The sequence below is a fragment of the Paeniglutamicibacter sulfureus genome (genome assembly GCF_030512175.1).
Lineage (GTDB): Bacteria > Actinomycetota > Actinomycetes > Actinomycetales > Micrococcaceae > Paeniglutamicibacter > Paeniglutamicibacter sulfureus.
In genome coordinates, this window is record NZ_JAULBL010000001.1 from 651072 (window position 1) to 677216 (window position 26145).

Below are 26145 nucleotides of genomic sequence, written 5' to 3' on the forward strand. Positions count from 1 at the left end.
GGTAGCTCCAACTTCTCATGCTCGGTGAAGGGTTCCCCTTGCCAAGGCTTAGACTGGTAGGGATGATTTCCCGGCCGCGACGCCCACGAATCGAAAGAGGCGCCAATGTCCAGCTTAACTAATAGGTACGGTTCGCCCAAGCGGGCCCTTCCCAAAAAGACCCGCAAGACGTTGATCATCGGGTCCCTGGGCGTTGGCATGCTGGCCGCACTCTACTTGGCCACGGCAACTCATTCGAACGTGCAGTTCAAGGACAATTCGTTCATCGTCCACTCACCCACGATGGCGACCGCGATTGTGGACATTTCCAAGGAGGCCAGCGCGACCGTGCAGTGCGAGGTGCGCGCCATGAGCGATTCCTACGCCATTGTCGGATGGAAGACGCTGACCGTGGGACCCAGCGAGGGCCAGGGCATGACAACCACGCGCTTTGATGTCGATCTGCGCACCGAATCGTTGGCGACCACCGCCGGCATCGAGGAATGCAGAGTCCTCAAGACCGCCTAGATTCCACACGCCCCGAGTGTCTCGGCCATTGTGAAGTCTCCGAGACGCGCCGATACGCCAAAAGCTCAAACCTTGGGCAATTAGCCAAATGACGGCTAATATCTTTCTAATACGTTAATGCCCCGCTACAGAACGTGACGGACAAAGTTCTTCACCCACTGTGCGGGGTCTTTGCTTGCAAGTTGTTCGTCGCATCATCGGGCGGGACCATCTCGGCCTGTTGTTCCCCTGGGGAGCAGCGGCCCTGATTACACAAGGAGTACCACGTGACCACGACCAATCATGAACCAGTAATCTGGCTGACCCAAGAGGCGTTTGACCGCCTGACCGTCGAGCTTGAGCACCTCGCTGGGCCGGGCCGCGCGGAAATCGTGGACCGCATTGAACAGGCACGTTCCGAGGGCGACCTCAAGGAAAACGGCGGCTACCACGCAGCCAAGGAAGAACAGGGCAAGGCCGAGGCACGCATCGCGTACCTCAAGGACCTTTTGCGCCGAGCCCACGTGGGCGAGGCACCTGCCGATGACGGAGTCGTCGAGCCGGGCATGCTGGTTCAGGCCATCATCGCAGGCGACAAGACCACCTTCCTGTTTGGCAGCCGCGAGGTTGCCGGGGACACCGACCTGGAGGTCTACTCCGAGCGGTCCCCGATTGGTGCCGCCGTGCACGGCGCAAAGTCCGGTGACACGATTAGCTACACCGCACCCAACGGCAAGGAAATCACCGTCGAAATCGTTTCCTGCAAGCCGTACAGCGCATAGTTACCTTCACCCGCGCCTTGGCGTGATCGGTGGCCCGGTGGCCGCCAATGCTTCACCCGTTTGGATGCCCATCTCCCCCTCGGGGGCGATGGCCCGGCGGGTTTCAGCATTGGCGGCCATCTGCTTTTGGCCAGTGTTTCCCGTTCGCCCGGGCAAAGGCAAGGCCCCCTTGTTCCATCCACCGCGCCGGTGGATGGAACAAGGGGGCCTTGATGCGGGGGTGTGGAGTTAGCCGATGATCATCGGCTGGAAGCCCTCGGCCCGCAAGTTGTTCAGCACGTATTCCGAATGCGCGTGCCCCTTGGTTTCCATGTCGATGGTGATCGCCACGTCGCCCATGGACAGTGAACCGCCGACGCGGGTGTGGTCCAGTCGGGTGACGTTGGCATCGGATTCGGCGATGACACGGGAGATCGTTGCGAGCTCGCCGGGACGGTCGTCCAGCATCATCCGCACGGTGAGGTAGCGTCCCGCCGCGGAAAGGCCGCGTTGGATGACCTTGAGCATCAGCAACGGGTCGATGTTGCCGCCGGAGAGGATCACCGCGGTCTTCGTCGGCTTCAGCCCCAGCTCCTCCAGCTTCCCTTCCAGCAGCGCCGCCACGCCCACCGCACCGGCAGGCTCGACGACCAGCTTTGAGCGTTCCATGAGGAACACCAGGGCGCGCGCCAGCGCGTCCTCGGAGACTGTGACGACCTCGTCGACGAGTTCACGGATGATCTGGAAGGGAAGTTGGCCGGGTCGTCCCACGGCAATTCCGTCGGCGATGGTGCGCACGGTGTCCAACGGGACCAGCGCGTCGGCGGCCAGCGAGGGCGGATAGGCGGCGGCATTCTCGGCCTGCACGCCGATGATCTTGATGTCGCGTCCCAGCTCCTTGGCGCGTGACTTGATGGCCACCGCGACCCCGGCCAGCAGTCCCCCGCCGCCCACGCCCATCAACACGGTGTCGACGTCTGGCAGCTGATCGAGGATTTCCAGGCCGATGGTTCCCTGGCCGGCAATGATGTCGGGGTTGTCGAAGGGATGAACGAAGACGGCACCGGTTGCGGTGGCGTAGCGTTCGGCCTCGGCAAGCGCCTCGTCGACGTTGTGACCGTGCAGGATGACCTCGGCGCCGTGGTCGCGAGTGGCGGTGAGCTTGGGCAGCGCCACTCCCAGCGGCATATAGATGCGGGCCTTGATGCCGAGCCGGCGGGCTGCCTGGGCGACGCCCTGGGCGTGGTTTCCGGCAGAGGCCGCGACGACGCCGCGGGCACGTTCCTCCGCGGTCAGCTTCGCCATCCGGACGTAGGCGCCGCGGACCTTGAAGGACCCGGCACGTTGCAGGTTCTCACACTTGAGGTAGACCTCGGAGCCGATGTCCAGCGACAGTGCGCGCGAGTGCTCCATCGGGGTTTGGACGCTGACGCCCTCAAGCAGGGTCCGGGCCTCTTCGATGTCGGACAGGCTCACCGGGAGTGTGGTCTTCTGGATCATGGGAGCGGCTTTCTTCTGGGCGTGTATGGACACGCAAATGCAATCGGGTCGGGAAGTCTTTCGGGCCAGGACCTTGTGCCGGGCAACTTGGGCGGCGTGCGGGATCAGGAACCTGGGTCTGGTTCTTCTCCGTCAAGGTCTGCGGGAGCCGGTTCCGTGGTGCGGACCGGCTTGGTAATTCGGGATTCTCCCACCGCGGCCATGGCCGCTGTCTGGGCACCGAACGGGTTCTCGTGTTCCCAGCCCCGGTTGGCGATGTACTTGACCACGGTGTTGGCCACTGCCAGCACGGGAACCGCGAAGAGCGCCCCGGCGATGCCGGCGACGATGGAACCGCCGGCCACGGCCATGACGACAGCCAGCGGGTGGAGGCTCACCGCCTTGCCCATGATCAGCGGCTGCAGGATGTGGGATTCGGCCTGCTGCACGAACAGCACCACCAGGAGCATGATCAGGGCATTGACCGGGCCGTTGGCCACCAGTGCCAGCAGCACGGCAACCGCGCCGGTGACCAAGGCGCCCACGACCGGGATGAAGGACCCGATGAAGACGAGCACGCCCAGCGGCAGTGCCAGCGGCACTCCGAGGATCAGCGCGCCGACGCCGATGCCCACTGCGTCGATGAAGGCGACGAAGAGCTGGACGCGAACGTACACGACCATCGAGGCCCAGCCCCGTCGGCCGGCTCCGTGGGCGGCCGCGCGGGCACGGCGCGGCAGGATGTTCACGAAGAAGCGCCCGATCCGCTGCCCGTCGAGCAACAGGAAAATCAGCGAGAAGAGCACCAGCAGCACACCGGTAATCAGGTGTCCCACCGTGGTGCCCCAGGACAGCGCGCCGGAAAGGATCGAGGAGGAATTGCTCCTGAGCTCGTTCAGGGCGTCCTGGACCAGCTGGTCGACATCCTGGTTGCTCAGGGCCAGCGGGCCGGTGGAGAGCCAATGCTGGATCTGGCCGATGCCGGTGAGGGCCTGGGACCACAGCGAGGCGAATCCAGTGGCCAGGCGCCGCCCGACGATCGACAGGCCGCCGACGACCAGGCCCAGGAACGCGATCATGGTCACCCCGACGGAAAGCCCCTTGGGGAAGCGCAGGGTGCGGTTCAGGAAGTTCACCACGGGACTCAGCAGCCCCGCCAGCAGGGCCGCGATCATCAGCGGGATCAGCAGCAGGGACACATGGGACAGCAGCCAGACGGCGATGCCCACGGCGATCACGATGACGATCAGCCGCCAAGACCACGACGCCGCAATCCGCACGCCGTAGGGCAGGTCGTCGGCGTGGGCATGTTCGGCGTAGGAGAGTGCGCTGGCCTCATCGATCACGGGATCGGCGGCCAGGCGATGGCGCGTGGCCTGGGCACTCTGTTGAACAGCTTCGGTGGCGTCAGCCAGGCGCTTGAGGGCACGCGACAGCTTCATGCCGCTCCCCCGCGGGAACCGGACCGGGGCTTCGCGTCCAAGCACGCATGCTTTCCGGTCAAATCCATGCTGCCTGAAAATGCCATGAACATACGTTATCCCTTGAGAGTTGCCTGTGCGGAATAGATGACGCACATATTGCAGAAAAACCGCGGGGCAGTACCCAAATCATAGGTACTGCCCCGCGGTCACACAGCAGATTGACTAGTCGTCGCCACGCAGGATGGCCAGAATGCGCAGAATCTCCACGTAGAGCCAGATGAGCGTCACTGTCAGGCCGAATGCAGCTGCCCACGCCATCTTGGCCGGTGCGCCCTGGCGCACGCCCTCGCTAATGTTGGTGAAGTCCAATACCAGCGCGTAAGTGGCCAGCAGCACGGCAAGCACGCCAATGCCCAGGCCGAGCAGGCCGCTGCGCATGCCGAACATGCCGTCAATGACGCCGAACATCATCAGGCCGAAGTTAAGCAGCGAGAACAGGCCGTAGCCGATCATCGCAATCATGAACATGCGGGTCATCTTCGGGGTGGCACGGTACTTGCCGGAGCGGTACAGCATCAGGGTCACGCCGAAGACCGAGAAGGTCGCAAGCACGGCCTGGACGGCGATGCCCGGGTACATGTTCTCAAAGACGCCCGACAGGCCGCCGAGGAAGATGCCCTCGAAGCCCGCGTAGAGCATGATCAGGATCGGCGAAGGCTGGCGCTTGAAGGCATTGACCAACCCCAGGACCAGGCCGACAAGTGCGCCGACAAGCATGAGCCCCGGGAACTGCCAGCCAATTGCGGCACCGATGACGACAAGGCCCAGCGTCAGCATGGTCTTGTTGATGACATCGGCATAGGTCATGCGGCCGGTGTCCTGCGGCGATGCGGACGGCTGCGTGTACAGGTCCTGCAGGGCTTGAGCGCTCATCGGCTGAGCATAGGTCGCGGACGCGGCACCCGTTGCGCCGGCCGCACGGGTCTGCTCGCGGTAGTTCTTGGACTTGAAGACCGGGTTTCCGCCCAGGGCCATGGTGTTTCTCCTCCGTAGGGTTGTTAGTAAATAGCCTACGTTGGTAGAACGCTCGATGCGGACCAATAAATCCCCAATTCACCACCTTTTTGCCGCAAAACGAGTGGTTTCAGATTTTTTGCCCGGAAAGCGGCAGCTCAGTTCATGCGCGCCGCCGCAATCCGTTAACCAGACCGTTATCAAATCCGGCAATCGGGGGAAGCCCAGTCATAGGACTTCAACCTGTCATGGCACTACGATGAGCACACGTGAGTGACATGTATCACACGCGGGCCCGGCGCTGGTGGTCGCGGGGCGGATAGCGACGAGAGGGCTCGTAACGTGCTTCGTCAAGGCAACGCAGCGTTGACCCACTTGGTGGGGGTCGCCGGATTCATCGTCTTTTTTGCGTGGCTGGCCATGGGCTCCGCAGCGCCCGCGCTGGCACAGTACGCGGCCCAGCCCGCCGGTCACATCCAGGTACCGCTGCAGCAACAGGAACTGACCATCCGCGGCACCCTCCGTGCCGCGTCTGAGCCGATCGCCGGCGTGCGCATTGTGGCCACCACCTCCGACGGATTCAGCGCCGAGGTGACCAGCGACGAGAATGGCCGCTGGGTCATCGTGGTTCCGGAAAAGGGAACCTACGAGGTCCTGCTGGATGTCGCCACGCTGCCGGCGGACAAGCCATTGGGCGAGGGAGAAGAGAATCCGCGCATCGTGGAGTTCGGCACCTCCTCGAATATGGGAGTCATTTTCAAGGTCGGTGAGAGCGCCGCGGTTGAAACCGCTAGCTTTGGTTCGATCCTGGCCGAGCGTGCCGTGGCCGGCCTGAGCTTCGGCCTGCTTCTGGCCCTGACCGCGGTCGGCTTGTCCCTGGTCTTCGGCACCACCGGCCTGACGAACTTTGCCCACGGTGAAATGGTCACCTTTGGTGCCGTCGCCACGTTCGCGCTCGCTGCGTGGGGGTTTCCGCTCTGGGCCGCGCTGGCGGTTGCCGTCCTGTTGGGCGGCGCGCTTGGATGGGTACAGGATTGGGGCCTCTGGAAACCGCTGCGGCACCGCGGCTCGGCGCTGGTGCCCATGATGATCGTCTCCATCGGGCTTGCCCTGGCCATGCGGTACATCATCCTGTTCTTCTTTGGCGGAACCACCGAGCAGCTGCCCTCGGCGCAAAGCCCGATCGTTGAGGTGCTGGGCGTCTCCACCTCCCGCAATACCCTGGTGTCCCTGGTGGTCTCGCTGGCGGTCATCATCGTGGTCGCGTTGCTGTTGCTCAAGACCCGGTTCGGCAAGGCGACCCGTGCCGTCGCGGACAATCCGGCGCTGGCCTCCGCCTCCGGCATCGACGTCGACCACGTCATTCGCATGGTGTGGGTGGTCGGCAGCATGCTTGCGGCGCTGGGCGGGATCCTGTGGGCCTACTACCGCCCCGGCGTCGCCTTCAACATGGGCCAGCAGATCCTGCTGATGATCTTCGCGGGCGTCACCCTGGGCGGCCTCGGCACGGTGTTCGGGGCGCTGCTTGGATCGGTGCTGGTCGGGCTCATGGTGGAGATCTCGACGATCTGGCTGGAAGCTGACCTGAAATACGTCGGAGCCCTGGCCGTCATGATCCTGGTGCTGCTGTTCAAGCCCCAGGGACTGCTGGGACGCCGCGAGCGTGTGGGCTAGGGGAAGGAACGAATCATGGACTTCGCCGCGATCTTCACCAATGCGCTGACGGAAATCGTCAGCCCAATCACCGCGTCCTACGCGCTGGCCGCGCTGGGGCTCGCCGTCCATTTTGGCTATTCGGGGCTGCTGAACTTCGGCCAGGCCGGCTTCATGGCGGTCGGCGCCTACGGCTTCTCGATCTCGACCCTGAGCTTTGGGGCCCCCTTGCCGGTTGCCGTGCTGACGGCGCTCGTGGCCTCGGTGCTGTTCGCCCTGCTGCTGGGCATACCCACGCTGCGCCTGCGCGCCGACTACCTGGCCATCGTGACGATCGCGGCAGCCGAGATCGTGCGCTACATCGTCACCACGAACTCGCTAACCAGCGTCACCGGTTCGGCCAACGGCCTGGCCACGTTCGAGCGCGGATTCTACGAGCTGAACCCCTTCCCGCCGGGCGACTACCCGATCGGCCCGCTGAACTTCAACGACCGCAGCCTTTGGGTGACGATCGTTGCCTGGTGCCTCGTGGTGCTCTGCGCCCTGATCGTGTGGGCGCTCATGCGAAGCCCGTGGGGCCGGGTGCTCAAGGGCATCCGCGAGGACGAGAACGCGGTCCTCTCGCTGGGCAAAAATGTCTTCGTGTACAAGATGCAGGCACTGATCATCGGCGGCCTGTTCGGTTCGCTCGCCGGCATCCTGTTCACCCTGCCCACGGGGGCGGTCCAGCCGGCCAACTACGGTTCCGAATTGACCTTCTTCTTGTGGACGGTGCTGCTGCTGGGCGGCATGGCCACGGTCTTCGGCTCGGTGCTCGGAGCCATGATCTTCTGGGTCGTGCTCTCGCTGACGCAGGGCATCCTGCTCGGACTCATCGAGTCCGGATACATCACCATCCTCTCAAGCGCCCAGGCCGGGCAATTGCGCTACATCCTGGTGGGGGTGGCCCTCATGCTGCTCATGATCTTCCGCCCGCAGGGAATCCTGGGCAACAAGAAGGAGCTGGCGTTCTCATGAATGATCCGCAGCAAATTCCGCCGGTGCAGGTCACCGGCCAGGGACCCGGATCCGTCCCGGCCACCATTGAAGGGCCCATCTCCGTGGGTGCGGCCACGCCCGGCTGCAAGAAGGTCGACCCCATCGTCGTCGCCGACGGCGTGCGCCGCACCTATGGAGCGCTCAAGGCGGTGGATGTGGACCATGTCGAGATCCCGCGACACCGGATCACCGCCCTCATCGGCCCCAACGGCGCGGGAAAAACCACGTTCTTCAACCTTCTCACGGGCTTCGACACCCCCGATTCGGGATCCTGGACCTTTGACGGGCATGCCCTCGCCGGCGTCAGGTCCCACCGGGTGGCCAGGATGGGCATGGTGCGCACCTTCCAGCTCACCAAGGTCATGGGCAAGCTCACCGTCCTGGAAAACATGCGCCTCGGCGGTGCCGAACAGCCCGGCGAGGCGCTGTGGCGGGCCATGTTCCCGTGGCTGTGGCGGACGCGCGAGGCCGAACTCACCCGCACCGCCGATTCCTTGTTGGCCATGTTCAAGCTGGGCGAGAAGCGTGAAGACTACGCGGCATCGCTCTCCGGCGGCCAGCGCAAGCTCCTGGAAATGGCCAGGGCGCTGATGGCGGACCCGAAACTCATCATGCTCGACGAACCCATGGCGGGGGTCAACCCCGCGCTGACCCAGTCGCTGCTCGACCACATCAAGAACCTCAAGTCCACGGGCATGAGCGTCCTGTTCGTGGAACACGACATGCACATGGTCAGGCACATCGCCGACTGGGTCATCGTGATGGCCGAGGGCCGCGTCGTGGCCGAGGGGCCGCCGCACGAGGTCATGCAGGACCAGGCCGTCATCGATGCCTACCTGGGGGCGCACCACGATGTCGACCTGGGATCGCCCGAGGGAGCCGCACGGCTGGAGGACGTCCTGAGCGAGGACGCCGAGTCCGTGGTGGGCACCGCGGACGCCGGGGAGCTTCTGACGGTGCACGAGGAACCGGACACCCCGGAACCGGGCGGGAGGGAATCATGAGTGTCGAGGCGGAGGTCGCGGTAGTCAGCGTCACCGATCTGGTCGCGGGCTACTTGCCCGGGGTCAACATCCTCAATGGCTGTAACCTGGAGGCGCGCCCGGGCGAACTCATCGGCATTATCGGCCCCAACGGGGCGGGTAAGTCGACGCTGCTCAAGGCAATGTTCGGCCTGGTGAAGGTCCATTCCGGACGCGTGGTCGTCCACGGGGCGGACTTGACCGGGCTGAAGGCCAACAAGCTGGTCTCCCGTGGGTTGGGTTTCGTGCCGCAGAACGACAACGTCTTCCCGACGCTGAGCGTGCAGGAAAACCTCGAGATGGGCATCTTCCAGCGACCCAAGGACTTCGCGTCGCGGTTCGAGTTTGTCACCTCTCTCTTTCCGGAACTGGGCAAGCGTCGGGGCCAACGTGCGGGTTCCCTTTCCGGCGGCGAGCGGCAAATGGTGGCCATGGGACGGGCGCTGATGATGGAGCCGGCAGTGCTGCTGCTCGACGAGCCGTCCGCCGGCCTATCCCCCGTGCGCCAGGATGAGACGTTCCTGCGCGTGCACGAGATCAACCGCGCCGGCGTGTGCGTGATCATGGTTGAGCAGAACGCCCGGCGCTGCCTGCAGATCTGCGACCGCGCCTACGTCCTGGACCAGGGCAGGAACGCGCACACGGGAACCGGACGCGAATTGCTGCACGACCCGAAGGTCATCCAGCTCTATCTGGGGAACCTGGCCGAAACCGTGGAACGCGAGGAAGCGGACCGCGAGACGCCGCCGCCGGCGGTATAGCGTGCTCCCTGCAAGGTTCCGGCATGGAAGAGGACCGGAGCGGGCGTCTTGCCGGCTTCGGTCCTCTTCACGATCCCTGCCGGGGCGGGTCGCTAGACGGCCCCGGACTCCTCGCGCAGCGGCTTGGGAACGTTGTTGCCGTCGTACTGGTAGACGCCCATGATCCCCTCGGTGATGTCACCCTTCTCGTCGTAGGTCACCGGACCGGCAATGCCGTCGTAGTCGATGTCCTTGCCTTCGTCGAGCAGCTTCTTGCACGCGGCAAAGTCGGCGCACTTCTCGCCGTCGCGGGAGACCGCCTGCAATTGCGCGGCGATTGCCGCGCCGTCATTCGACTTCGCTACCGTGGAGGCCAGCGCGATCAAGGTGGCGGCGTCGTAGGATTCCGCCGCGTAGTTCCAGTCCTTGAGCGAGTCGTTCACGGATTCAAGGCGACCCTTGAAGTCGTCCTTCGCGAAGGAGCCCGGTTGGGTTCCCATGGCGCCCTCGAGGGTTCCCTTGTCGAAGTCCTTCGAGTAATCAAGGATGTTGCCGTCCACGAAGTACACCGTGGAGGGATCCACGCCCTTTTGGATCAACAAGGGAATGATGGAACGCGCCTGGTCGAAACTGAGGACGGCGATGGCATCGGGATTGGCGCCCACCACCTCGTCGACCTGGGATGAGAACTGAGAGTCCCCTTCGTTGAACATCGATTCCGCGACGATTTCCCCGTTTGCCCCTTCGACGGCCGTCCGGATGTTCTTGGCCAGGCCGGTGCCGTAGGCATCGTTGAGTACGATCATCCCCACCGTTGCGGCGCCCTGGCCCACCATGACGTTGCCGAGGATCCTGCCCTGCATGACATCCGAGGGAGCGGTGCGCCAGTACAGGCCCTTGTCGTCCCAGGTGCTGAAGTCCGGGGAGGTGTTGGCCGGAGACATCATGAGTGTTCCGGATCCGGTGACCTGGTTGATGACCGTCTTGGTGACGCCGGAGGAAGCCGCGCCAATGATCGCGGCGACGTCCTGGCCGAGCATTTCATTGACCGATTGAGTGGCGATGTTGGTCGTGGTGTCGCCGGAGTCGCGGTGAATGACGGTGACGTCCTCGCCGTTCACTCCGCCGGCCTCGTTGATTTCCTTGACGGCAAGGTCAACGCCGGCGGTCATGGGCGGACCAAAGAAGGAGAGGTTGCCGGTGTTGGGCAGCAGCGTTCCCAGCTTGAGCGGCCCCTCCGCGGCGGGCGCCGCTCCGGTGGCCGTGGGCGAAGCGCTGGGCGCGTCGCCGCCCCCGCCGGCGCATGCGGTGGCGGTCAGTGCCAGCGCTGCTCCGACGGCCAGATATCGGCTTCCTCGAGTAAAACGCGACCGTGCAAGTGCGATCATGTTAATTCTCCTCAAAAGTGTGCCCGCAAGGCAGCGGCCCGATGGGCGGCCAAGGTACCTCGGCTATTAAGGAACGTAGCCCAAAAGACCCGAGAATATAAGGAGAAAACCATTACATCAAGATAACGGAGGCACCGGGAAGGCCACCCGATTAACGACCGAGGGGTGTGCCCGGACCTTCCGGTCCGGGCACACCCCTCGGTGTCATTTGTTGTACCCCCAGTGGGACTCGAACCCACAAGCCTTTCGGCAGCTGATTTTAAGTCAGCCGTGTATGCCAATTCCACCATGGGGGCCTACTGGACCAAGCGTACAAGATCGTTCCCTCGGTTGAGAAACGACTGGGTACGCGCCCCGGCATGAGGAAGGGCGGCGACATCGACATTCTCGGTTCCCGGGCCGTGGGCCTATCACTTCTGCGGCCCGGATCCGCGACGCGTTGTCACCGCCCCCCACTCGCTGTTGCTAGGCGCGCGGCTTTGGCGTGGCTGCCTCGACGAAGGTGGCGCGCGGGGTTTCGAGGTTGCTCAGCTGCAGGGTGTCGCGCTGGAAGAACAGTGCCACCATCCAATCACCCAGGACGCGGAACTTGCGCTCGAAGGTCGGCATGGCCATGCCGTGGTAGCCACGGTGTGCCATCCATGCCGGCCAGCCCTTGAGCTTGATGCCCATGACCTTGGCGACGCCCTTGTTGGCACCGAACCCGGCAACCGCGCCGAGGTTCTTGTGCTTGTAGTTCTTGACCTGGCCCACGCCGTAGCGGGTGGAGTACAGGTTGTGTGCCAGCAACTTGGCTTGGCGAACGGCGTGCTGGGCGTTGGGCACGCAGGTGCCGTCTGGCAGTCCACCGGTTACGTCGGGCACGGCCGAGACGTCACCCGCGGCCCAGGCGCCCTCGATGGCGATTCCGTCTTCACCGGTGATGCGCAGGTCGGTGCCGGTCATGACACGGCCGCGGGGCTCGATCGGGAAGTCGGTGGAGCGCACCATCGGGTTGGCCATGACGCCTGCGGTCCAGATCAGCGTGTCGGTCTCGAAGGTCCCGGCGTCGGACTTGTCCGGCATGTTGATCAGCGCCATGACACCTTCTTCGGCGTTGGCCAGCGAGGTGTTCAGCAGGACCTCAATGCCGCGGCTGCGCAGGTGGTCGACAACCCACAGCGCCTGGTCCTCGGTGACCTCGGGCATGATGCGGCCCATCGCCTCGACCAGCACGAAGCGCAGCTCGTCCTTGCCGATGCGGCCGTTCAGGTCCGCGGCGTGGCGGGCCATGTCCTCGATCTCGGCGATGGTCTCAATGCCGGCGAAGCCGCCACCGACCACAACAAAGGTCAAGGCGCGCTTGCGCTGAGTGGCGTTGGTCATCAGCGATGCGGATTCGATGCGCTCGAGGATCTTGTTGCGCAGGGCGACGGCTTCCTCGATGGACTTCAGGCCGATGCCGGAATCGGCAAGGCCCGGGATCGGGAAGGTGCGGGTGACGGCACCGGCGGCCAAGACGACGTCGCGGTACTCGAGCTCGAACGGCTCACCAACAGCCGGCACGACGACGGCCTTGTTGTTCTTGTGGTCAATGGCCGAGACACGGCCGGTGATCAGTTCGGCGTGCTTGAGGTGCTGGCGGTGCGAGACCACGGCATGGCGCGGTTCGATCTGGCCGCCGGCAACCTCGGGAAGGAAGGGCTGGTAGGTCATGTAGGGAAGCGGGTCCACCACGGTGACGATGCCGCCATGGTCCTTGACCTTCTTCTGCAGCTTCATTGCGACGTAAAGTCCAACGTAGCCGCCACCCACGACAAGGATGCGCGGGCGATCGGAAAATTGTTCAGTGATAGGCATGTAACCCATCCTATCCCCAGAAACGCTGTTTGTGAAAGTCTTCACTAGCTCGAAACGGGGTGGCAATTGCCACTTTTTGCCGGGAGTTGCTAGACGTCCCTGCCCGACTCCGGGAGCTCATCGAAAATATCCTTGGCCCCCGAGCGGTCATTGAGTTTCAGCGCCGCAACGGGTGCGCTCTTGGCCGATTCCGCCATTGCCGCGCGGTTCCGGATGCGGGTGACGTGCATGATCCCGCCCAGTATCGTGAGCACCAGCAAACCGCCGAAGCCAAGCACCAACAACGGGGGCAAGAAGCCGGCCTCGTCACCCGGAGCCACCGGAGCAGGTGCGGCAATGGGCTTGATGCTGGATTTCTCCGTGGAGATGCCGGGGTCCGCGGTGGGCCCGGTGAGGACCTCGGGGCCGCGGCGGTGCACCCGGATCCATTCGGTGATGGTGTTCATGGGGTTGGCCTTGACCTCGGAAACCGGTGCCGTGAGCGCCGCGTAAGCATCGAGGATGCCATGTCCGTACAGGTTGTCGACGCCAGCTGGCCCGGCGGGGCGCGCGGTGGACAGGATCCGGTTGATGACCTGTGGCGCCTTCATCTCCGGGTACTTGGAGCGGATCATTGCCGCGACGCCGGCAACCAGCGGCGCTGCGCCGGAAGTGCCCGACCAGTCGGCATATCCGCCGCCGGGCAGTCCACCCACCAGCGGGTCCGCGGGTGCGGCAACACCGATGCTGATGCCCTCTGTCGAGGAATCGACGCTTGCCTTGCCGTTGCGGTCGATTCCTGCCACCGTGAGCACGCCGGGGATTGTTGCCGGTGCCCCGACCTGCTTCATGCCGCCGGCACGGTTGCCGGCCGCCGCGACCACGACCACGTCGTTGTCCTCCGCGTACTTGAACGCGGTGTCCCAGCTGACCGGCCAGTCCGGCTGGGTGGAGCCCAGGGAGATGTTGATGACCGAGGCGCCGCTGTCCACCGCCCACTTCACGGCCGCGGGAACCTGGTCCTCCACGGAGATCCCCGCGGGGTTTTCGGTGCCCATCCACAACGACACCGAGAGCACCTCGGCCTCCGGTGCGACTCCCAGCACGCCGTCGGGCCCGGGACCCGGCTTCGGGATCTCGATCGCCTCCGGTGCCTTGGGCGGATCCTCCTTGGCCTCCTTCGCCGACTTGACTGCCCTGTCATAGGCGATCTTCTGGGCCGCCGCATCGGCCTTGGCCGCGGCGATCGCCGCCTTGTTGTTTCCGCGGCCGGCCAGCAGCGTTGCCACGAGGGTGCCGTGCTCGGGCAGGGTTCCCAGCGGCTTCGAACCGTCCGGATTTCCGGAACCGGAAACGTCCTTGCCGCCGGTCACCACGCCGCGCAAATCCGGGTGGCTGGTGTCAATGCCGGTGTCAATGACGGCGACCTTGACCCCCGCGCCCTTGGAAACCTCCCAGGCATTGGAAATGCCGGAGGCCTTGAGCCACCATTCCCCGTCGCGGGCCGCATCGGCCTGCGCGGCCCCGGCGGTGCCCAACACCGCGGAGAAGCAGAGTGCCAGGCTCAGGAGCATGGCGGCGGCGCGGCGCAGTCTGTGGCTCAAGTGTTCTCCTAGCGTGGTGCGTTCAGGGGGGTCCGGCGGTGGTTCTCAGTGGCCGGTGCCAAGCCCCAGGGCAATTCCGTCAAGAATATCGTGTTCAGAGGCCGTGGCGGTGGTGATCCGTCCCGAGCTCGCCTGCGCGACGCGTTCCAGGATGCATCCGTAGATGAGCGCCCCCGCGGCAATGACGTCCACCCGACCCGGGTGCATGAACCCAAGTGAAGCGCGGGTTTCCCGTTCAGCCTCGAGCATGAACGCGACGGTGGATTCGAGTTTGTCGATGTCGACCTCGGAACCGTGGATGAGTGTCGAGTCATACTTGTCCAGGCCCAGCGCGGCGGCGGTGAGCGTGGTGATGGTTCCGGCGACACCCACGATCCGGTCCACCAGTGAAAAGTCGACGTCTCGTTGGACCTCGTCGAGCACCGCGTTGACCTGGGCGCGGGCAGCTGCGATCGATTCGGGTGTCGGCTTTTCCAGGCGCCAGAACCGCTCGGTCAGCCTGACGCAACCCATGTCCATGCTGCGCGAGGCCACCGGGCCAAGCCCGTTGCCCAGGACGAACTCGGTGGATCCCCCACCCAGGTCAACGACCAGGATGTGGGTTCCGGGGGCTGCCGGTGCCACGGAGGAGGCACCGGCATAGGACAGCGCAGCCTCGACCTCGCCGGGCACGACCTCCGGGTCGACGCCCAGGCGCTGACGCACGCCGGCGGCAAATTCGTTCCTGTTTTTCGCATCCCGCGTCGCGGAGGTGGCAACGAAGCGGATCGAGGTGGCCCCGTGTTCGCGGATCAGCTGCGCGTATTCGTCGATGGCGGCGAAGGTGCGCGTCAGTGCCTCCGGCGCAAATTCACCGGTGGCGTCGACGTCCTGGCCCAGGCGCACCACGCGCATCTGGCGCAGCACGTCGGTGAGCGACGGCCCGTTGGGGGTTTCCACCAGGTCGGCAATGAGCAGGCGGATGGAGTTGGTTCCGCAGTCGATGGCGGCGACGCGTGTCATGCTCCCGGGGCTTCCTTCGTGTCGGCGGAACCGTCGTTTGCTGCGGCCTCGCGGGCGGCACGGGCGGCTGCGCGTTCGGCCTTCTTGATGGCCGGGTCCACGGCCTGGGTCTTCACGTGCCGCGAGCGGTCCTGGCTCGGCGCCGGGGCCTGCGTGTCCCAGGCTCCGGCGCAACGGCAGGTGTCCTTGGTCCACCATTCGGCGATGGCTTCCAGTGCCCTGTCCCCCAGCGGGTTCACGCCCGGGCCGGCGGCCAGCGAGTGGCCGACCAGCACGTGCAGGCACTTGACGCGGGTGGGCATGCCGCCGGCGGAGACACCGGCGATTTCCGGCACAGCGCCGGTCCCGGAGCGCTCGCCAATGGCGTCGCGCACGGCAAGGTAGTGTTCGTGGGCCTGGACGTACTCGGCGGCCAGCGCCGGGTCCTGCTCCAGTTCGGCGTTCATCTCATTCATCACGCCGCCGGCCTCGAGGCGCGACACCGCGGCGGTGATCACCGGGTGGGTCAGGTAGTACGTGGTCGGGAACGGGATGCCCGAGGACAGCCGCGGCGCGGTGGTGGCCACAAGCGGGTTCCCGCAGACGCAGCGCGCGCCGATTTCCACGACATCGCGCACCGGGCGGTTCAGTTGGCGGGAAAGCGTCTCCAGGTCGGCGGCGCTGGGCACCCGGGCGGCAGCATCGAGTGCTTCGTGGTTTTGGTTCGCGGCGTCCACGGTTGGGAGCATCTCCTCGCGTCGGTGGGTCAGGTGGTGTGTGTGGAGCAGGCTCAGTCGGTGGCGGCGCGCTGCACCGAGTCAAAGAGTGCATCGACCCAGGGAAGGTCCGTGCGGACTTCCTCGGGGCTTTGGTTGGCCTCGCCGGGAGCTTCTTCGTCGGGCCGTTCGCCGACGACCATGTAGTTGCGTTCGCCGGGCATGACCAAGTTTATCCGGTCGCGGGCCTGCTGCTTGATGTACAGCGGATCGTCCCAGCGGGCGATCTGGTCCTTGAGCGCTTCCTGTTCCGCTTCCATGGCCGCGATCGAGGTGCGCAGGTCCGAAATTTCGTCGCGCTGGCGCGCATAGGTGCCAATGCTGGGGATCAGCAGGACGGCGAACACCGACAGCGCAATGCTCAGGGCCAACAGGCGGCCCGAAAAGCTGCGCGCCGGAATCGGCACCTTGGGCCCGTCATCGCCCTTGCGCGGGGTTTTGCGTGCTGCCGTTTCACCCTTGCGCACCGCTCCGGAAAGGAGATTCCGGTCTTCGATGCGCCGCTGCGAGGCGGTGGCCTTGGACGTGGGCTTGGGCTTCGCGCTGCCGCTGGCGTTCGCCTTGGACTTGGGTGAGGCCTTGGAAGGCGAGGCCTTTGCTGTGCTTGCCTTGGAGGCGGCAGGCTTTGGCTTGGCGGTGCCGGACACGGGCTTGCCCGAGGCGTTCACCTCACCCAGCGGCACGACCTTGGCGCGCGGTGCCGCGGGGCGCACTGGTCCGCGCGGGGCCGCGGTGCGGTGTGCCGCGGGAGCGGCTTCGGGCGGGGATTCGCGGTATGGGCGCGGTCGCTTGGGCGCTTCGTCGGGTGCCGGCAAATCGGCGCCGTGGCGGGAATTCGCCGTGCCATTGCGCGCGGGGTCATTGGCGGAGGACCCGGAGCGCGGCATGGGGGGACGTCGCGTGGCCATCTGACTCCTTGCCCGGTCATGCCGGAGCCCTTTTCAGATGGCCCCGGAAGGTTCGTGGTGGCGAGCTTTCGGGGGTTAACACAAAAACTCGTGGGGGAACCAAGAATAGTTCCCCCACGAGCCTACGTGTAATTACGGCTTGCTATGCACCGAAACGCGGGAAGGCACCGGCACCGGCGTAAACCGCCGCATCGCCGAGTTCTTCCTCAATGCGCAGCAGCTGGTTGTACTTAGCAACGCGCTCCGAGCGGGCCGGGGCACCGGTCTTGATCTGGCCGGCATTGGTGGCAACGCAGATGTCGGCGATCGTGGTGTCTTCGGTCTCACCCGAGCGGTGCGAGGTGATGGTGGTGTAGCCGGCACGCTGGGCCATGGACACCGCGTCCAGGGTCTCGGTCAGCGAACCGATCTGGTTGACCTTCACCAGCAGCGAGTTGGCGGTGGCCGTCTCGATGCCGCGGGACAGGCGCTCCGGGTTGGTGACGAACAGGTCGTCGCCCACCAGCTGGACCTTGTCGCCGATGGCGTCGGTGAGGGTCTTCCAGCCTTCCCAGTCGTCCTCGTCCAGCGGGTCCTCGATGGACACCAGCGGGAAGTCGGCAACCAGCTGGGCGTAGTAGTCGCTCATCTCCTGCGCGGTGATCGACTTGCCCTCGAACTGGTAGGTGCCGTTCTCGAAGAACTCGGAGGAGGCAACGTCCAGCGCCAGGGCAATGTCCGTGCCCGGGGCGTACCCGGCGCGGGTGATGGCCTCGGTGATCAGTTCCAGTGCCGCACGGTTTGACGGCAGGTTCGGGGCGAAGCCGCCCTCGTCGCCCAGGCCGGTGGACAGGCCCTTTTCCTTGAGCACGGACTTGAGGTTGTGGTAGACCTCAACGCCCCAACGCAGGCCCTCGGAGAAGGTTGCGGCGCCGATCGGGGCGATCATGAATTCCTGGATGTCGACATCGGAGTCGGCGTGCGAGCCGCCGTTGAGGATGTTCATCAGCGGAACCGGCAGCACGTGGGCGTTCGGGCCGCCCAGGTACTTGTACAGCGGCAGGTTCGCGGACTCGGCGGCGGCGTTGGCCACTGCCAGCGAGACGCCCAGGATGGCGTTGGCGCCCAGCTTGGACTTGTTGGACGTGCCGTCCAGGTCGATCATCGTCAGGTCGATGGCGCGCTGGTCGGTGGCATCCATGCCCTCGATGGCCTCGCCGATGTCCTCGATGACCGCTGCGACGGCGCCGAGAACACCCTTGCCCTGGTAACGCTTGGGGTCCTCGTCGCGGCGCTCTGCTGCCTCAAAGGCACCTGTGGATGCACCGGAAGGAACTGCTGCGCGGCCCATCGAGCCGTCGGACAGCAAAACCTCAACCTCAACGGTTGGGTTGCCGCGCGAATCGAGGATTTCGCGGGCGTGAATGGCTTCAATCAATGCCATGGGAAGGTACTCCTTCAAGGGGTGTGGATGTTGGTCAAACGTGAACTGCATCATGCAGGCGCCGTTGCCTGCCCCTAGCCTAGCTTGGGCGAGACCCAGTTCACGAAGTTGTTTCCTGCGTTTCGGCCCCGGCCTGCGCAATGCGCTGTTGCACGACGTTGCGCAGGGCCCGTTCGGCGTCGAGCCCTTGGGTCTGGGCCTGGGCGCACAGGGCGAGCAGGTGCTCGCCCAATTCCTGTTCGCTTTCCGGGACGCCGCCTTGCAGCGGTTCCCCCAAGCGGACAGAATCCTGGATGTCCCGCTTCCCCGCGGCGCCGGGTTCGTCCCGGGTTTCGGTAATCGCGGCGTGGCGGGCGGTGCGGGAGAGAAATGACTGGGCGTAGAGCAGCGCCGGCAGGTTGGAGGGCAGGCCTGCGGCGGCCGATTCGTTCAGCGTTTTTTCCGCCCGCTTCGCCCGGTCCCAGGACTCTATGATCTCGCCAATCGAGTCGGGGAAACTGTCCTTGAGGCTGCCATCGGCATGGAAGACGTGGGTGTTGCGGCGAATCATTTTCTCGCCCAGGTAGGCCGCTATCGACTCCAGGTCGAAGGCCCGCCGTTCCTCCCCGATGGCCGCATGAAGGACTACCTGAAGAAGGATGTCGCCAAGCTCGGCCTCGAGTTCGGCATCCGGTGCGTGGGTCTCGATGGCCTCGGTGAGTTCGTAGGACTCCTCGAGCAGGTATTGGACCAGCGACTCGTGGGTCAGCGCCGCGGTCCAGGCGCAGTGCTCGCGAAGTTGGGAAATGATCTCGACGAGACGGTCGACCTGCTCACTCACTGCTGCTTCTCCCCCTGGTCGGCGAAGGGCCCGGTGCAACCCGTGCCGGCGACGGCACGGTGCGTGTAAGACCCCTGGGCGGCGTTGCCCGCATCCAACGATATCCGAATCCCGGGTACCCCCTTCGCGCGGCAGGAACCGGTGTCGGTCACATCCGCGCCACGAAGGCGGATGTCCGATTGAAGCCTTAAACGCCAAGACCGGTGCATCAATGCTCCAAGACGAGCATTGATGCACCGGCGTTCGGTGGCGGGGTCCGGCCGCTGCCGGACCCCGCGTGGGGTTCTCCCTTAGTCTTCGTCCTCGTCGTCAAGGTCCTCGTACTCGAGGTCATCGTCGTCGTCTTCGTCGTTGAGCGCGTCGTAGGCCTCATTGATGAAGTCGACCAGGGCCTCGCGCTCCTCCAGGGGAAGGAAGGCGGCCTCGGCGGCGTTCAGCGTGAGGTCCATCAGGTCCTCGAGGTCGTAGTCGAAGGCCTCGACGAGCAGTTCGAACTCGTCCGAGAGGGTGGTGCCGCTCATCAGCCGGTTGTCCGGGGAGATGGTGACGTTGAAGCCGGTCTGGATCAGCAGGTCCACCGGGTGGGACTCGATGCCCTCGCCAAATGCTGCGGTGGCGCCGGTCTGCAGGTTGGAGGACGGGCAGATTTCCAGGGCAATGCCGCGGTCGCGCACCCAGTTGGCCACCGGACCCAGGTTCACCAGGCCGGTGTCCTCACCGACTTCCTCGCCGTCGTCGTCGAGTCCGCCGTACTGGATTTCGATGTCCTCGGCAATGCGCACGCCGTGGCCCAGGCGCTGTGCACGTCCGGTGATCAGTGCGTCGCGAATGGATTCCAGGCCCGCTGCCTCTCCTGCATGCACGGTGGCGGGGAAGAAGTTTTCGGCCAACAGGTCGAACGCCTTCTTCATGCGCGAGGGTGGGAAGCCTTCCTCAGCACCGGCGATGTCGAAGCCGACGACGCCGCGGCTGCGGTGGCGCAGTGCGAGTTCGGCGATTTCGACGCCGCGGTCGGCGTGGCGCATGGCGGTGAGAATCTGGCCGACCTGGATCGGGGTGCCTGCCTCGGTCAGCCGGGTGCTGGCCTCCTCGATTCCCGCCTGCACGGCCTCGACGGCGTCGTCCAGGGACAGGCCCTCGCGCTGGTGTTGTTCGGGTGCCCAGCGCACCTCGCCGTAGACCACGCCGTCGGCGACGAGGTCCTCGACGAATTCGATGGCCACGCGCTTGAGCGCGTCCTTGGTCTGCATCACGGCAATGGTGTGGTCAAAGGTTTCCAGGTAGCGATCCAGCGAACCGGAATCGGCCGAGGCCCGGAACCAGGCTCCGAGCTCCTCTGCGTTGGTGGAGGGAAGCGCGTGGCCGGCCTCTGCCGCCAACTCGATGATGGTTTGCGGACGCAAGCCCCCGTCGAGGTGGTCGTGCAGCGATACCTTGGGCAGGGCCCGGAAGTCGAAGGAAGGGTCATAGGCAATGTGGATCATCTCGTCAGTCACCTGCCCAGCCTAGCGGTGTGCCGCAGGTTCCAACAGTGGGTGCAGGTGACGTGGGGGCAAATGTTCACCCAACGCTTCCAAGGAGTTCTAGTTGCCGTCCGACGCCATTGGTTCGGGCTCCGGTTCCTGCCCGGGAACGCGCACCGGGCGAGGCGCATCGATGGCGATTGCCTGGGCATTGGCACCGCGCATTTCACGTTCGGAAATGCGGCGCCCGGTCCGCACCAAGATGGCGTGGGAGAGCTTGTCGATCAGGTAGCCCATGATGATGGCCAGGGCGACAGAGAGGACGATCCCCAGCAGCTGGTTGTCGTGGAACCAGGCACCGGCAACCACGCCGATGGCCACCGAATAGCTGGACCAGGTCAAACACCCGGCGACATCCAGCACGGTGAAGCGCCGGTGCGAGAAGCCGGTCGCTCCGGAACTGAGGTTCACCACCACCCTGCCAATGGGAACGTAGCGGGCGGTGAAGATCAGCATGGCCCCGCGCATATTCAGTTCGCGGCGGGCAAAGGCAAATAGCTTCTGCATGCGCGGGCGCCTCATCCAGCCGAACCGCTCGGTGCCGATGCGCCTGCCCAGCAGGTAGGCCATCTGGTCCCCGGTGATCGCCCCCACGGCCCCGGCAAGGATCAACAGGTAGACGTTGGGGATCCCGGTGCCTGCAGCCACGACGCCCAGGGCGACGAGCAGCGTCTCCGAGGGAAGGATGGGCAGGAAGCCGTCGATGAAGCAGAAAAGGCAAACGATCGGCAGGATCCACCACGCGTTTGCCGCGTGAACGATGGCCTCGTTGATCAGGTCCACTGGGAAACCGTCTTTCATTTGCATTGGCGGCGCACCGCTGGAAACCCCAAGGCGCGGCAACTCGTGGCCCCAAGAACCACTTGGCTCCCATTCTCCCGCATTTCACCGGCCACGTGAATCATTCCCCGGGTTGAATACTGGGTTCCGCGCATCGTCCGTTCGGACCATGCGCGCCCGGGACGGGGACGCCTCAGGAAGCGGTGATCTTGTCGATGACCAGTGCCATGTCCGGACGGCTTCCGGCCGGTGCGATGGTTGCCGCTCCCTCGAGCAGGGCGCGTGCGCGCTCGAAGCGTTCGGGGGTGTCGGTGAGCATGGTGGCCAGCGGGGCACCCCGGCGCACGAGGTCGCCGGGCTTGGCATGCAGGCGCACGCCGGCTCCTGCCTGCACCGGGTCCTGGCGGCGGGCCCGTCCGGCACCCAGGCGCCAGGCGGCAACTCCCACATCCATCGCGTCGAGTGAGGTGAGGACGCCGTCTGCTTGCGCGTAGAGGGTCTCCGACTCCTTCGCCACCGGCAACGGCGCGTCGTTGTCCCCGCCCTGCGCGGCGATCATGGCGCGCCACTTGTCCATCGCCCTGCCGTCCTTCAGCGCAGCCGCGACGTCCACGTCGCGGACACCCGCCCCGGCAAGCATCTCGGTGGCGAGCGCGAGGGTCAGCTCCACCACGTCGGCGGGCCCGCCCCCGGAGAGCACCTCGATGGATTCCTCCACCTCGATCGCATTGCCGGCGGTGAGCCCCAGCGGGGTGTCCATGTTGGTCAGCAGCGCCACGGTGTGCACCCCGGCGTCGGTGCCCAGGTTCACCATGGTGGCGGCAAGTTCCCGGGCATCGGCGAGGTTCTTCATGAACGCACCGGATCCCACCTTCACGTCCAGCACCAGCGCCCCGGTGCCCTCGGCGATCTTCTTGCTCATGATCGAGGAGGCAATCAGCGGGATCGACTCGACGGTGCCGGTGACGTCGCGCAGCGCGTAGAGCTTCTTGTCTGCCGGGGCCAGGGAAGCGCCGGCGGCGCAGATCACCGCGCCGACCTCCGAGAGCTGGCGCATCATGGCCTCGTTGCCCAGCTCGGCCCGCCACCCGGAAATCGCCTCGAGCTTGTCCAGTGTGCCGCCGGTGTGCCCCAGCCCGCGGCCCGAGAGTTGCGGGACGGCAACGCCGAAAACGGCTACGAGCGGTGCCAGCGGCAGGGTGATCTTGTCCCCCACCCCGCCGGTGGAGTGCTTGTCCGTGGTGGCCATCGCCAGTCCGGCGGGGGTGCGGAGCGTGGAGAAGTCCATGCGCTGCCCCGAGTTGATCATCGCGGTGGTCCAGCGGGAGATCTCCGCCCGGTCCATGCCGTTGAGCAGGATCGCCATGTTCAGCGCCGCCATCTGTTCCTCGGCGATCACCCCGCGGGTGTAGGCGTCGATGGTCCAGTCGATCTGCTCCCCGGACAGGGTGCCGCGGTCGCGCTTGATGCGGATGATGTCAACGGCGTCAAAGTTCTCGGTGCTCATCTGTCTTCCTTGATCCGGACGCCGGCCCCGCGGGTGCGGGGTTCGCGGCCTAGAGGTTGTGCTTGCCGAAAGCGTCCGGCAGCACCTGGTCCATGGTCTGGATGCCGCGCGGGGTCATCAACTGCATCCGCTCCCCGCTGTGCTCGAAGAGCAGCTGCCGGCAGCGCCCGCAGGGCATCAGCGGGGTGCCGGAGGCATCCACGCAGTAGAAGGCATGCAGCTTGCCGCCGCCGGTGGCAAAGAGTTCGCCGACCATATTGCATTCGGCGCACAAGGTGACCCCGTAGGCGGCGTTTTCCACGTTGCAGCCCGAGACGATGCGCCCGTCCTCGGTCAGCGCCGCGGCGCCGACCTTGAAGTTCGAGTACGGCGCGTAGGCCCGTTCCATGGCGGCGACGGCGGCCAGCCGCAGGGCCTCCCAATCGGCCTGGCCCACCACGGGCAGGGCAGCGGGGGAATCAATCATCGTTTCCCCCCTCCCTAGCCCTTCACGTAGGGCTGGCCGGTGGCAGCCGGTGCCCGTGACTTGCCGACCAGGCCGGCCACGGCAAAGACCGTGACCACGTAGGGCAGCATCGCCATGAACTGGCTGGGCACCGGGGTGCCGATGATGGTGAGGATCGACTGCAGATTGTCGGCGAAGCCGAAGAGCAGTGCGGCGAAGAAGGCCCCGATGGGGTTCCAGCGTCCGAAGATCACCGCGGCCAGGGCGATGAAGCCGCGCCCGCCGGAGATTTCCTTGGTGAAGGAGTCGATGGCCACCAGCGTGAAGAAGGAACCGCCGATGCCGGCGATCGCCCCGCCCATGATCACGTTGACGAAACGCGTGGCGTTGACCTTGATGCCCAGGGTGTCTGCGGCCTTGGGGTGTTCGCCCACGGCGCGCACGCGCAGCCCCCAGCGGGTCTTGAAGAGCCCGATCCACACCGCCGCCACGGCGATGTACATCAGGTAGCCCACGATGGACTGGCGGAAAAGGATCGGGCCGATGATCGGGATGGCCGAGAGCACGGGGATCTCGATGACCGTCAGGCGGCCCGGGGAGTTGTAGAGTTCCGGGTCGGTCTGCATCACGGTGGTGAACAGGAACCCGGTAATGCCCGAGACCAGCACATTGAGCACCACGCCGACGATGATCTGGTTGACCACGTACTTGATGGAGAAGATGGCCAGCACCACCGAGACCAGGGCGCCTGCCACCGCTGCGGCGAGCAGGCCGAGCAAGGGGCTGCCCGTCACCGAGGCGATGATCGCGGCGCTGAAGGCGCCGCCGAGCAGCTGGCCCTCGATGGCGATGTTGACCACGCCGGCGCGCTCACACAGGACCCCGGAAAGCGAACCGAAGACCAATGGCACCGCCAGGGTCACCGACCCTGCAATCAGCCCGGCCAGGGAGATCTGCGGGGTGCGGGCGCCGGAGACGACCCAGACCAGGAACGCGAAGATGAACAGCGCCGCGAAGACCATGGGCACCCAGCCCGGGGTGGGTCGGTGCTCGCGCGTCATGAAGATCGAGTACCCGGCCAGCACGCACATGGCCAGGCCCAGCACGATTCCGGTGGCAATGCCAGGGACCACCACGTTTGGCAGGGTGAACACGTCGCCGCCGGTGGAGATCCCGAAGGTGGCGGTTTGCGCGGAGCCGCCGAAGCCGAAGAACACCAGTGAGAGTAGTCCGATGACCGAGAGCATGATGGGGGTCTTCCAGCCCACCGGCGCATGTACCAGGGACTTGGCGGACAGGGTTGGGGCCGGCGCGCTCATGCGCCACCTCCTTGGCTGGCAGGTGCAGCGGGCGCTGGCGCCTCGTGCCTGGGTTTCTTCGGTGTCTGGTGCTTCGACTTGCGGTTCAGCCCGAACATGGCGCGAACCAGGGGCGGTGCGGCAATGAAGAGCACGATCAGCGACTGGACCACCAGGACGATGTCGATGGGGGTCCCGGTGGAAATCTGCATGGTCACCGCCCCGGCACGGAAGGCGCCGAAGAGCAGGCCGGCAAAGAAGGTGCCCCACGGGGTGGAGCGTCCCAGCAGCGCCACCGTGATCGCGTCAAAGCCCAGGGATGCGGCGATGCCGGCGGTGAGCACCTTTTCGGTGCCCGCCACCTGGGCCACGCCAGCGGCTCCGGCCAGGGCGCCGGCGATGGCCATCACCAGGATGGTGGAACGCGCGACGTTGACCCCGGCGGTGCGAGCGGCAGCGGCATTGGCTCCCACGGCGCGGAACTCGAAGCCGATGGTGGAGCGCTTCAGGATCCAGGCAACCAGGACTGTCAAGGCGATGGCCATGACGAAGCCCAGGTGCAGGCGGGATCCGGGCAGCGCCGGGAAGACGGCGCTGGGATCCAGGATGGGGGAAATCGGGTTGGTCTCCCCCGGGCGCTGGAAGGCCTCGGTGTTCAGCAGGAAGTCAAGGAAGTACAGGGCCACGTAGTTGAACATGATCGTGAGGATCACTTCGTGGGCACCGGTGCGTGCCTTGAGCAGGCCCACCAGACCGCCCCAGACCGCTCCGCCGAGGATGCCCATGAGGATCACCAACAGCAGGTGCAGGCCGAAGGGCAGGTGCCAGGCAAAACCTGCATAGGAGGCCATGACGGAACCAATGATGATCTGGCCCTGGGCACCGATGTTGAACAGCCCGGCGCGGAACGCCAAGGCAACGCCCAGGCCGGCGCAGATCAGCGGGGTGGAAACCGTGAGGGTTTCCAGGAAGGGAGCAAAGCCCTGGCGCGAATTGTAGATCGAGCCCTGGAAGAGCGAGACGTAGGAGTCGGTTCCCGCCGCCCACAACGCCTGGAAAAAGTCCGAGGGACGCGAGAAGAGGTAGCCGGCGGTGGTGGCGACCTTGGGGTCGGTAACGGCAATCAGCAGCCCGCCGAGCACCAGTGCCACGATGACCGCCAGGATCGAGACGAGGCCCGGGCCCTGGGTGATTCGCTCCCAGGTGCTGCGCTGCTTCACTTCGGTGGTTTTGGCGTGCAGCGGTGGAGGGCTGCCG

At 65.6% G+C, this 26145-nt stretch carries 23 protein-coding genes and 1 tRNA gene; 6 read left to right on the forward strand and 18 right to left on the reverse strand.

The genetic code is table 11. From position 1 onward, the window contains the following. Window positions 1-105 precede the first annotated feature (105 nt). On the forward strand, window positions 106-507 hold the full coding sequence (locus Q2T94_RS02840; RefSeq protein WP_302262801.1) for a DUF4307 domain-containing protein: 402 nt from the start codon (window positions 106-108) through the stop codon (window positions 505-507). Between the two features lie 266 nt (window positions 508-773). Further along, entirely contained in the window at window positions 774-1268 is a 495-nt protein-coding gene (greA, locus tag Q2T94_RS02845; protein ID WP_264268271.1) for a transcription elongation factor GreA, read from the forward strand. Between the two features lie 228 nt (window positions 1269-1496). Here the strand turns inward: greA and ilvA are convergent, their stop codons facing one another. The 3 genes from ilvA to Q2T94_RS02860 form a co-directional block, all read right to left on the reverse strand. Beyond that, the gene (gene ilvA / locus Q2T94_RS02850) at window positions 1497-2747 is read right to left on the reverse strand and encodes a threonine ammonia-lyase (RefSeq protein ID WP_264268272.1); all 1251 of its coding nucleotides are present in this window, start codon (window positions 2745-2747) and stop codon (window positions 1497-1499) included. A gap of 104 nt (window positions 2748-2851) precedes the next feature. Next, window positions 2852-4168 carry an AI-2E family transporter gene (locus Q2T94_RS02855; protein ID WP_302262802.1) on the reverse strand — a complete coding sequence of 439 codons (1317 nt, stop codon included), beginning with the start codon at window positions 4166-4168 and terminating at the stop codon, window positions 2852-2854. Between the two features lie 204 nt (window positions 4169-4372). Then, window positions 4373-5185, reverse strand: a complete 813-nt coding sequence (locus Q2T94_RS02860) for a Bax inhibitor-1/YccA family protein (RefSeq protein WP_302262803.1) — start codon at window positions 5183-5185, stop codon at window positions 4373-4375. A 399-nt stretch (window positions 5186-5584) separates the two neighbouring features. On the opposite strand from Q2T94_RS02860, the gene Q2T94_RS02865 reads away from it, so the two are divergent. Genes Q2T94_RS02865 through Q2T94_RS02880 form a run of 4 tightly spaced genes read left to right on the forward strand, consistent with a single transcriptional unit; the run spans window position 5585 to window position 9638 of the window. Beyond that, window positions 5585-6838, forward strand: coding sequence for a branched-chain amino acid ABC transporter permease (locus tag Q2T94_RS02865; RefSeq protein ID WP_436836819.1), 1254 nt, complete (start codon window positions 5585-5587; stop codon window positions 6836-6838). Between the two features lie 15 nt (window positions 6839-6853). Then, a complete protein-coding gene (locus tag Q2T94_RS02870; protein WP_264268275.1) occupies window positions 6854-7834 on the forward strand; it encodes a branched-chain amino acid ABC transporter permease in 981 nt (326 codons plus the stop codon). Next, window positions 7831-8859, forward strand: coding sequence for an ABC transporter ATP-binding protein (locus Q2T94_RS02875; RefSeq protein WP_302262805.1), 1029 nt, complete (start codon window positions 7831-7833; stop codon window positions 8857-8859). The genes Q2T94_RS02870 and Q2T94_RS02875 overlap by 4 nt, the downstream gene beginning before the upstream one ends. Then, window positions 8856-9638 carry an ABC transporter ATP-binding protein gene (locus Q2T94_RS02880; protein WP_302262806.1) on the forward strand — a complete coding sequence of 261 codons (783 nt, stop codon included), beginning with the start codon at window positions 8856-8858 and terminating at the stop codon, window positions 9636-9638. Before Q2T94_RS02875 ends, Q2T94_RS02880 begins: the two co-directional genes overlap by 4 nt. 92 nt (window positions 9639-9730) lie before the next feature. On the opposite strand, the gene Q2T94_RS02885 is transcribed toward Q2T94_RS02880, so the two are convergent. From Q2T94_RS02885 to Q2T94_RS02955, 15 genes are all read right to left on the reverse strand, one after another. Then, window positions 9731-11005: an ABC transporter substrate-binding protein gene (locus Q2T94_RS02885; RefSeq protein ID WP_264268278.1), complete on the reverse strand. Its 1275-nt coding sequence runs from the start codon at window positions 11003-11005 to the stop codon at window positions 9731-9733. 214 nt (window positions 11006-11219) lie between these two features. After that, a tRNA-Leu gene (locus Q2T94_RS02890) sits at window positions 11220-11301 on the reverse strand. A 169-nt stretch (window positions 11302-11470) separates the two neighbouring features. Further along, window positions 11471-12844, reverse strand: a complete 1374-nt coding sequence (locus Q2T94_RS02895) for an NAD(P)/FAD-dependent oxidoreductase (protein ID WP_264268279.1) — start codon at window positions 12842-12844, stop codon at window positions 11471-11473. 89 nt (window positions 12845-12933) lie between these two features. Next, complete coding sequence (locus tag Q2T94_RS02900; RefSeq protein WP_302263350.1) at window positions 12934-14397, reverse strand: S8 family serine peptidase; 1464 nt, start codon at window positions 14395-14397, stop codon at window positions 12934-12936. Window positions 14398-14472: 75 nt separating this feature from the next. Further along, complete coding sequence (locus Q2T94_RS02905; RefSeq protein WP_302262807.1) at window positions 14473-15429, reverse strand: Ppx/GppA phosphatase family protein; 957 nt, start codon at window positions 15427-15429, stop codon at window positions 14473-14475. Further along, a complete protein-coding gene (locus tag Q2T94_RS02910; RefSeq protein WP_302262808.1) occupies window positions 15426-16145 on the reverse strand; it encodes a DUF501 domain-containing protein in 720 nt (239 codons plus the stop codon). Before Q2T94_RS02910 ends, Q2T94_RS02905 begins: the two co-directional genes overlap by 4 nt. A gap of 53 nt (window positions 16146-16198) precedes the next feature. Continuing rightward, window positions 16199-17092 (reverse strand): FtsB family cell division protein, encoded by an 894-nt coding sequence (locus Q2T94_RS02915; protein WP_302262809.1) that lies wholly within the window; start codon window positions 17090-17092, stop codon window positions 16199-16201. A gap of 142 nt (window positions 17093-17234) precedes the next feature. Continuing rightward, window positions 17235-18515, reverse strand: a complete 1281-nt coding sequence (eno, locus tag Q2T94_RS02920) for a phosphopyruvate hydratase (RefSeq protein ID WP_264268283.1) — start codon at window positions 18513-18515, stop codon at window positions 17235-17237. 100 nt (window positions 18516-18615) lie between these two features. After that, window positions 18616-19335, reverse strand: coding sequence for a MazG nucleotide pyrophosphohydrolase domain-containing protein (locus Q2T94_RS02925; RefSeq protein WP_302262810.1), 720 nt, complete (start codon window positions 19333-19335; stop codon window positions 18616-18618). Between the two features lie 290 nt (window positions 19336-19625). Beyond that, window positions 19626-20819 (reverse strand): adenosine deaminase, encoded by a 1194-nt coding sequence (locus Q2T94_RS02930; protein ID WP_302263351.1) that lies wholly within the window; start codon window positions 20817-20819, stop codon window positions 19626-19628. Window positions 20820-20918: 99 nt separating this feature from the next. Continuing rightward, window positions 20919-21641, reverse strand: coding sequence for a DedA family protein (locus Q2T94_RS02935; protein WP_302262811.1), 723 nt, complete (start codon window positions 21639-21641; stop codon window positions 20919-20921). Between the two features lie 190 nt (window positions 21642-21831). Then, complete coding sequence (locus Q2T94_RS02940; protein WP_302262812.1) at window positions 21832-23145, reverse strand: thymidine phosphorylase; 1314 nt, start codon at window positions 23143-23145, stop codon at window positions 21832-21834. Between the two features lie 49 nt (window positions 23146-23194). After that, window positions 23195-23611, reverse strand: coding sequence for a cytidine deaminase (locus tag Q2T94_RS02945; protein ID WP_264268287.1), 417 nt, complete (start codon window positions 23609-23611; stop codon window positions 23195-23197). Between the two features lie 14 nt (window positions 23612-23625). Next, on the reverse strand, window positions 23626-24909 hold the full coding sequence (locus tag Q2T94_RS02950) for an ABC transporter permease (RefSeq protein WP_264268288.1): 1284 nt from the start codon (window positions 24907-24909) through the stop codon (window positions 23626-23628). Then, window positions 24906-26129: an ABC transporter permease gene (locus tag Q2T94_RS02955; RefSeq protein WP_302263352.1), complete on the reverse strand. Its 1224-nt coding sequence runs from the start codon at window positions 26127-26129 to the stop codon at window positions 24906-24908. Before Q2T94_RS02955 ends, Q2T94_RS02950 begins: the two co-directional genes overlap by 4 nt. Window positions 26130-26145 lie beyond the last annotated feature (16 nt).